The sequence below is a fragment of the Desulfobacterales bacterium genome (assembly GCA_028704555.1).
GTDB lineage: Bacteria > Desulfobacterota > Desulfobacteria > Desulfobacterales > JAQWFD01 > JAQWFD01.
Genome location: JAQWFD010000069.1, coordinates 1 through 7,472 on the forward strand (window position 1 = coordinate 1; position 7,472 = coordinate 7,472).

Genomic DNA, 7,472 nt, shown 5'->3' on the forward strand with positions numbered 1-7,472 from the left:
TACATCCTTATCCGAGCCAGAGATTTCAGCGTTCGTACCCGAGGTAGGAGCCGTATGAGGTAGTACCTCACGTACGGATCTGTACGGGGGGTGCCGGGTAACCGGCATTCCTACCGTGACAAGTTAACAGTTTGAAATCATAGGGGATGAGGGTAAAATAGGGGCTGTTTTAGGGGCAATACTGCATTTTTTGAGATCAAAAAGAGCATTATAGCACCACGACTCTTACGCAGCGTAATTGGAAAAAGCTCACACAAAGTTTGGATAGAACCTTTATTATTGGCATTTAGGTTATATTAGGTTATTATATGACCATAATGAAAATCATCTGGCAACCCAAGGCGCTTAAACGGAACGTATTCTTGCCGCTACAAGGCGATTGACAGCCTTTCCGGCATGTCCCGGTATTAAACCTCTCGTGAATCATCAATATACTCACCGGGTGCGGGTCGGCAATTGGCGTATTCTGTTTAACGCGTTCGAGGAAATCAGTATTGTCAGTGTCGAGGAGGTAAAAAAACGTGATGAGCACACCTACTGAATATCAAACCATCGAACATTGCGGACATCCTGCTTTTGTTCTGGTCCCTTGGGAGGATTGGTGCCGTATCAAGCCCTTTCTGGAAGCTGAAAAGGCTAGATCCAGTGGAATTCCTCAGGAAGTTGTTGAAGCTCATGTTCTGAGGAATGAGCCGATTATCAAGGCATGGCGGGAGTATCTCTGCATTACTCAAAAAGAGTTAGCTGGCAGAATGGGAATGTCTCAGGCTGCGGTCGTCAAATTCGAGCGTCCCAATGCCCGGCTCCGTACAGCTACTGTTAAAAAAATTGCCTTAGCCTTGGGACTCAACGCGGAACAACTATGCCCTGACGGGCGTGCCGGGGAGAGTAAGGAGTAGCAGGGAACAGAAGTCGGAGGTCAGAGATCAGATGCCAGAGACTTTTTGCGTTTTGTATCAACGTCGTTTGTCACATGGGGTCGGGCCGAATTAACTGCTTGAAATAAAAGAGAATAAGTGCAAAATTAGGGGCGTTTTAGGGTCAATATCGTCTTTTTTGAGGTCAAAAAGAGCATTATAGCCATGGCGAGAGCAAAGCGGCATTATCTATTCGGACAAACCCTTTCCGTTTTCTCTATTTTGATATACACAGATAACCAATCCCCAAACATCTTACATTGTTTTCAGAGTTGGTTAATGATAATCTTAGATATCTATCACTTAAGAAAAATACTGTTTTGATTGGAATGCCTGCATAGAGCCTATAGTTGATTTGTAAATTTATCGAGGAAAAAAGCATTCGTATTGCACACTCCCCACAGAAAGTATTGTGCAATGTTTGTGATGTGTGAAAATCAATTAAAAGGGGAAAATAGATAGATGCCTACAATATTCAGAGTCGGATTTTATCGTTTTTTCTTCTATTCCGGTGACCGTGATGAGCCGATTCATGTTCATGCCGAGCGAGATGATAAAATCGCAAAGTTTTGGCTTGAACCATTAAGGTTGGACAGTAGCGGCGGGTTTAACAGATTGGATTTATCCAAAATTTTCAAGATCATTGAAGAAAATCGGGATAAAATACTGGAGGCATGGAATGAGTACTTTGGCATTTGAAATTAAAATTCCGGTCGCAGAAAGCGTATTAGTAACAGAGGATACCTTGAGTGTTAATCTTAGTGACGGCAGAACAATTTCAGTCCCTACTTCATGGTATCCCCGTTTATTGCATGCTACACCGGAAGAAAGGAAGAATTGGAGGCTGATTGGCAGAGGGCACGGTATCCATTGGGAAGATATAGACGAGGATATCAGCATAGAGGGCCTGCTGGCCGGAAAACAATCCGGGGAAAGTCAGTCGTCATTAAAAAAATGGCTTGAGCTGCGTAGGTTGGGTTGATGAAAAAGGCTCGAGTGCGAGATATACAATTTGATGTGAGATGGTGTGAGGTTGTGAGAAACTGAGATGGCGGTAAAAAAAGGACTTGGGGTCGAGTATATGCTTTAATATATTAAAAGGGAAAAAAATAACAGGTTAATCAAATGAGGACAATAGAAATACAGTATCCTGAATCTATACCTGCCGTGCTGAATCTTAGCCCCGAAACATTTGAACAGGAGGCCCGGTTTTGTTTGGCTGTGAAATTGTACGAAATGGGGCGGCTGACTTCCGGGCAGGCTGCACAGTTGGCAGGTGTGTCACGTGCGGCATTTTTACTTGGTTGCCAGCGATATGGCGCAGCCAGCGTGGAATGGGATCAGGCCGAGATCGATGCTGAATTTGCGGATATGAATATATGAACAGCAGGGTGATTTGCAATACAGGGCCTTTGATCGCTCTTTCGGTACTGTTTTGTAAGCTCTGAAATCATTTCTTGAAATCCAATCTTTTTCGTGATTATTATTCTAATTCTTTTCGTTTTTTTAACCTACAGATTTTTCCCTGCAGTCAATCAGAAAGACAGAATTATGAATTCGAAACGTATATTTCTTTCTCCTCCGCATATGGGTGGGGAAGAACAGGCCTTTGTTAAGCAAGCATTTGAAAGTAACTATATCGCACCCCTTGGTCCCCAGGTGGATGCGTTTGAAAAAGAATTTGCTGAATATGTCGGCATTCCTCACTGTGTGGCACTGACCAGCGGCACGGCAGCCATGCATCTGGCCCTGAATGAGCTTGGCGTTGGGCCGGGGGATGAGGTGTTGGCTTCGACGCTGACGTTTATCGGCAGCGTGAGCCCGGTGACGTTTCTGGGTGCTACGCCGGTATTTATTGATGCGGACAGGGCTTCATGGAATATGGACACCGAACTTCTGGCTCAGGAACTGGCTGAATGTGCCCGGAAAGGGAAACTGCCAAAAGCGGTGGTGCCTACGGATTTGTATGGGCAATGCTGTGACCTGGAGCGTATTCTGGAAATTTGCGATGGGTATGGGGTGCCGGTGGTTTGTGATTCTGCCGAGGCAGCTGGAGCAAGGTTCCAGATGACAGAGGACAGAGGACAGACGACAGGAAGGGATAGGGAACAGAAGTCAGAAGTCAGATATCAGATGTCGGAAAGGGAAAGGAATAGGGAACAGAGTACTCAGGCTGATCTCCGATCTCCGATCTCTGACCTCTGGCACCATGCTGGCGCCGGAGCTAAAGCTTCGGTTTTTTCGTTTAATGGGAACAAAATTATTACCACTTCCGGTGGGGGGATGCTGGCTTCGGATGACAAAGCGTTTATTGACCGGGCGCGGAAGCTTTCCCAGCAGGCGCGGGAGGCGTTTCCGTATTATGAGCATGTCGAGATCGGGTTTAATTACCGGATGAGCAATATCGTAGCGGCCATCGGCCGGGGGCAGCTTCGGGTGCTGGATGAGCGGGTTGAGCGGAAACGGGAAATTTTTGAGTATTATCAGAATGCATTGGGGGATTTGCCGGGGATTGGGTTCATGCCGGAGCCGGCGTACAGCCGATCGAATCGTTGGCTGACTGTTATTTTGATAGATAAGGAAGCGTTCGGGGCTTCACCGGAAGAGGTGAGGCTGGCGCTGGAGAAAGAGAATATTGAGTCCCGGCCGGTTTGGAAGCCTATGCATCGGCAACCGGTTTTTCAAACCGGAGGGCTGAGTGCTGAGGACTTAGGGCTGAGTAAGGGCAAAGAGGAAAGAGAAAAGGGGAAGAGCGAAGAACAGATCTCACGCAAAGGCATAAAGGCGCAAAAAAATATAAAAAGGACATATCCTTGCAGGACTGTTGGGGGAAGCGTGGCTGAGGAGTTGTTTGCTCGGGGGCTTTGTTTGCCTTCTGGGACGGCTATGAGTGACGGGGACCTGGAACGGGTGGTTAATATTATCCACAGATTACGCAGATTAACACAGATTAAATAAAAGAAAAAATATTATCCACAGATTACACGGATTACGCAGATTAAATAAATAAAAAGAAAGAATATTATCCACGGATTACACGGATTTTCACAGATTAAAATAAAAGCAAGATTGATCGGGTGCTTGAATTTAAAAATAATCTGTGTAATCTGAGTAATCTGTGGAAAAAAATTATCCGCGTGAATCCGTGGCAAAATATCTTGATCATGAAAAAAATAATCCGTGAAGCCATAACGAGAGTCGCTATCCATGGGCAGTTTTTTCCCACTTGTCTGCTGCTTACTGCTTCCTATTAACTGATAAACACGACAAAGGAGTGAACATGGCACGGTTTCTGGTTGTCGGTGGGGCGGGGTATATCGGATCCCATTTGGTGAAGGTACTCCGGAAACGCGGGGATGAGGTGATTGTGCTGGATAATCTGTCCACCGGGCATCGGGCGGCAGTGCGGGATTGTCAATTCGTACAGGGAGATCTTGGGAATCCGGATCTGCTGGATCAGATTTTTTCCCGGAAAAAGATTGACTGTGTGATGCATTTTGCGGCGCTGAGTCTGGTAGGCGCATCTGTCGAAAAACCGCTGACGTATTATGATAACAACACGGCCAGAACCATATCACTCTTAAAGGCCATGATCGACCATGGGGTCAGGCGGTTTATCCTGTCATCAACAGCCGCGGTTTATGGGGAGCCAAACCGGATACCGATTGATGAGACCGATTCAACAATTCCGACAAATCCGTATGGGAGATCAAAACTGTTTGTCGAAAAAATTCTTGAAGACTGTCGGCGTGCCTATGGGCTTGAGTATGCCGCGCTCCGGTATTTTAATGCGGCAGGCGCAGATGAAAGCGGAGAAATCGGAGAGGATCACTCACCTGAAACCCACCTGATCCCTCTGGTTCTACAGGTGGCTTTGGGGCAGCGGGGCTGTTTGCAGATTTTCGGAACCGACTGGGATACACCGGATGGAACATGCCTGCGGGATTATGTTCATGTGCTGGACCTGGCCGATGCCCACATAGCCGCGGCTGAGCGATTAATCGATGGCAATGGCAGTGCCGTCTATAATCTGGGCTGTGAGACGGGGTATTCGGTCCGCGAAATTATTGAACTGGCCCGGAAAGTGACCGGCCATGACATCCCGGTCAGGGAAGCTCCCAGACGGGCGGGTGATCCGGCCCGGCTCGTGGCATCATCGGAGAAAATAAAAAAAGAGCTGGGATGGAAGCCGAGGTTTGATGACTCGGAAAAGATTATCGAAACGGCATGGAAATGGCATCGATCTCATCCGCTGGGATACAGGTAAACAGTAGACAGGAAACAGCGGTCAGATGCCGGAGACTTTTTGCGTTCTGTATCAACCCCGCTTCCAAATATCGAAAAAGATCCGCGCCCATCCGCGTGAATCCGTGGCAAAATATCTTGATCACGAAAAATAATTCGTGAAGCCATAAAGAGAGTCGTTAGCCATGTGCAGTTTTTCCTTTACCTTGATAAAAGATACATCATTATGAAAACACTGTTTATGAATCGGAATTTTTACGTGGTATTCGGAGCGGATCTTATTCTGTTTGCCATGGCGCATATGGGCGCCTACCTGATGCGATTTGAATTTCATCTGTCGGGAGCTGAACTGACGAATATGTTAAAAATGCTGCCGTTCATCATTGCTTTAAAAGCGTTAGTATTCTGGGAATTCGGACTTTATAAGGGGATGTGGCGCTATGCCGGGATCAATGACCTGATGCGCTTATTGGAGTCCGTTGTCGTTTCCAGTATGATGCTCATCGGGTTGGTGCTGCTGGCGTATCGGTTCAACGGGTTTTCCCGGACGGTGTTTATCCTGGACGGGGGGTTGACCCTGCTTTTTTGTGGCGGGTTGCGGTTGTTTATCCGTACGCTTTATCAACAGGGGTTTTACGGAAAGATCCGGCAGGGGATTTCGGGGTGGAGGTACAAGCGGAGGAAAAAGCCGATTATTATAATAGGCGCCGGGGATGCCGGTGAAATGGCGTTGAGGGAAATAAACGACAATCCTGCCCTTAATTTTCGGGTAGTGGGGTTTGTTGATAATGATACCATGAAAAAAGGCCGACTGATTCACGGGGTCCCGGTCTTGGGGGGTCTGGCTGAACTGTCACGGTATCTTGAAACTTACGCGGTCGAGTCAGTGCTGATTGCCATTCCGTCTGCAACCGGTGCGCAGATGCGATGTATCGTCGATGCCTGTGAGCAGTGTAAAATCTTGTACAAAACCCTCCCCGGTCTTGGTGATCTGATAGACGGCAAGGTCAGTGTCAAGGAGCTCAGGGATGTTGATTATCAGGACTTATTGGGACGGCCTTCGGTTGAACTGGATATTCCGGAAATTGAAGGCTTTTTAAAAAACAAAAAAGTGCTCGTGACCGGTGCAGGCGGGTCTATAGGCTCTGAGCTGTGCCGTCAGATTGTCCGGTTTAATCCTGCGATGCTCATCATGGTGGATGCGTCGGAACCCAATTTATATTCCATTCAGATGGAACTTCATCATCGTGTCAACTATTTGAAATATGTAACCATCCTGGGCAGCACTCAGGATGAAGCCTTGATGTCTGGGGTTTTCAGACATTATCAGCCTCATGTCGTTTTTCATGCGGCAGCTTATAAGCATGTGCCCATGCTGGAGGCAAATCCCTGGGAGGCGGTGCTGAATAATATTAAAGGTACGAATATTGCGATTGAACAAAGCATACGCAACCATGTGGATTATTTTGTTCTGGTGTCAACCGATAAGGCCGTCCGGCCGACCAACGTGATGGGGACCAGCAAACGGTTGTGTGAACTGTTGCTTCAGGCGCATATGGGAAATGGCACGCGTATGATGGGGGTGCGGTTTGGTAATGTGCTCGGCTCGTCCGGTTCGGTGATTCCTCTGTTCAGGGAACAGATTGCAAGGGGCGGGCCGGTGACGGTGACCCATCCCGAGGTCATGCGCTATTTTATGACCATTCCCGAAGCCTCCAAACTCATTCTCCAGGCCGGCAGCCTGGGTGAGGGAGGAGAAGTGTTTATTCTCGAGATGGGCACGCCGGTCAATATTGCGGATATGGCAAGAGATTTAATCCGTCTTTCCGGAAAAGATCCGGATTTTGATATTAAAATCGTGTATACGGGCCTGCGGCCGGGTGAAAAGCTGTATGAAGAGCTGATTACGCAGGGGGAGGGAATTGTGCCGACAAGTCATGAAAAGATTCTGGTACTCAGACCGAACGGAGACTGGCACGGCCACGGAAGCCAGGAGAAGTTCATGGAGTGGCTGATGGCCGGTGTGAATAAATTATACGAAAAGGCGGAAAAGCACGACAGCAAAGGGATAAGGGCGGGAATGAAAGAACTCGTGCCCGAGTATCAGCCCGATAAGGGGAATGTCAGTGTGTTGTAGTTGAGGCCGGAGGGCAGAGGGCAGAGGGCAGAGGGCAGAGGTCAGAAGTCAGAGGTCAGAGGGCAGAGGTCAGAGGGCAGAGGGCAGAGGGCAGAGGGCAGAGGGCAGAAGTCAGAAGTCAGAGGTCAGATGTCAGATGGCAGAGGACAGAGGGCAGATGTCAGAGGTCAGAG

7 protein-coding genes are annotated in these 7,472 nt (G+C 48.0%); all 7 read left to right on the top strand.

What is annotated here, in order from left to right; all coding sequences use genetic code 11:
* Nucleotides 1-524 precede the first annotated feature (524 nt).
* The gene (locus PHQ97_15560) at nucleotides 525-899 is read left to right on the top strand and encodes a helix-turn-helix transcriptional regulator (GenBank protein ID MDD4394148.1); all 375 of its coding nucleotides are present in this window, start codon (nucleotides 525-527) and stop codon (nucleotides 897-899) included.
* A gap of 480 nt (nucleotides 900-1,379) precedes the next feature.
* A complete protein-coding gene (locus PHQ97_15565) occupies nucleotides 1,380-1,616 on the top strand; it encodes a DUF4160 domain-containing protein (GenBank protein MDD4394149.1) in 237 nt (78 codons plus the stop codon).
* The gene (locus PHQ97_15570; protein MDD4394150.1) at nucleotides 1,597-1,899 is read left to right on the top strand and encodes a DUF2442 domain-containing protein; all 303 of its coding nucleotides are present in this window, start codon (nucleotides 1,597-1,599) and stop codon (nucleotides 1,897-1,899) included. Before PHQ97_15565 ends, PHQ97_15570 begins: the two co-directional genes overlap by 20 nt.
* Before the next feature lie 143 nt (nucleotides 1,900-2,042).
* Nucleotides 2,043-2,300: a UPF0175 family protein gene (locus PHQ97_15575; protein MDD4394151.1), complete on the top strand. Its 258-nt coding sequence runs from the start codon at nucleotides 2,043-2,045 to the stop codon at nucleotides 2,298-2,300.
* Nucleotides 2,301-2,468: 168 nt separating this feature from the next.
* Complete coding sequence (locus PHQ97_15580) at nucleotides 2,469-3,875, top strand: aminotransferase class I/II-fold pyridoxal phosphate-dependent enzyme (GenBank protein ID MDD4394152.1); 1,407 nt, start codon at nucleotides 2,469-2,471, stop codon at nucleotides 3,873-3,875.
* A 322-nt stretch (nucleotides 3,876-4,197) separates the two neighbouring features.
* Nucleotides 4,198-5,184, top strand: coding sequence for a UDP-glucose 4-epimerase GalE (gene galE, locus PHQ97_15585; GenBank protein ID MDD4394153.1), 987 nt, complete (start codon nucleotides 4,198-4,200; stop codon nucleotides 5,182-5,184).
* Nucleotides 5,185-5,388: 204 nt separating this feature from the next.
* Nucleotides 5,389-7,299: a nucleoside-diphosphate sugar epimerase/dehydratase gene (locus PHQ97_15590; GenBank protein ID MDD4394154.1), complete on the top strand. Its 1,911-nt coding sequence runs from the start codon at nucleotides 5,389-5,391 to the stop codon at nucleotides 7,297-7,299.
* Nucleotides 7,300-7,472: the final 173 nt, after the last annotated feature.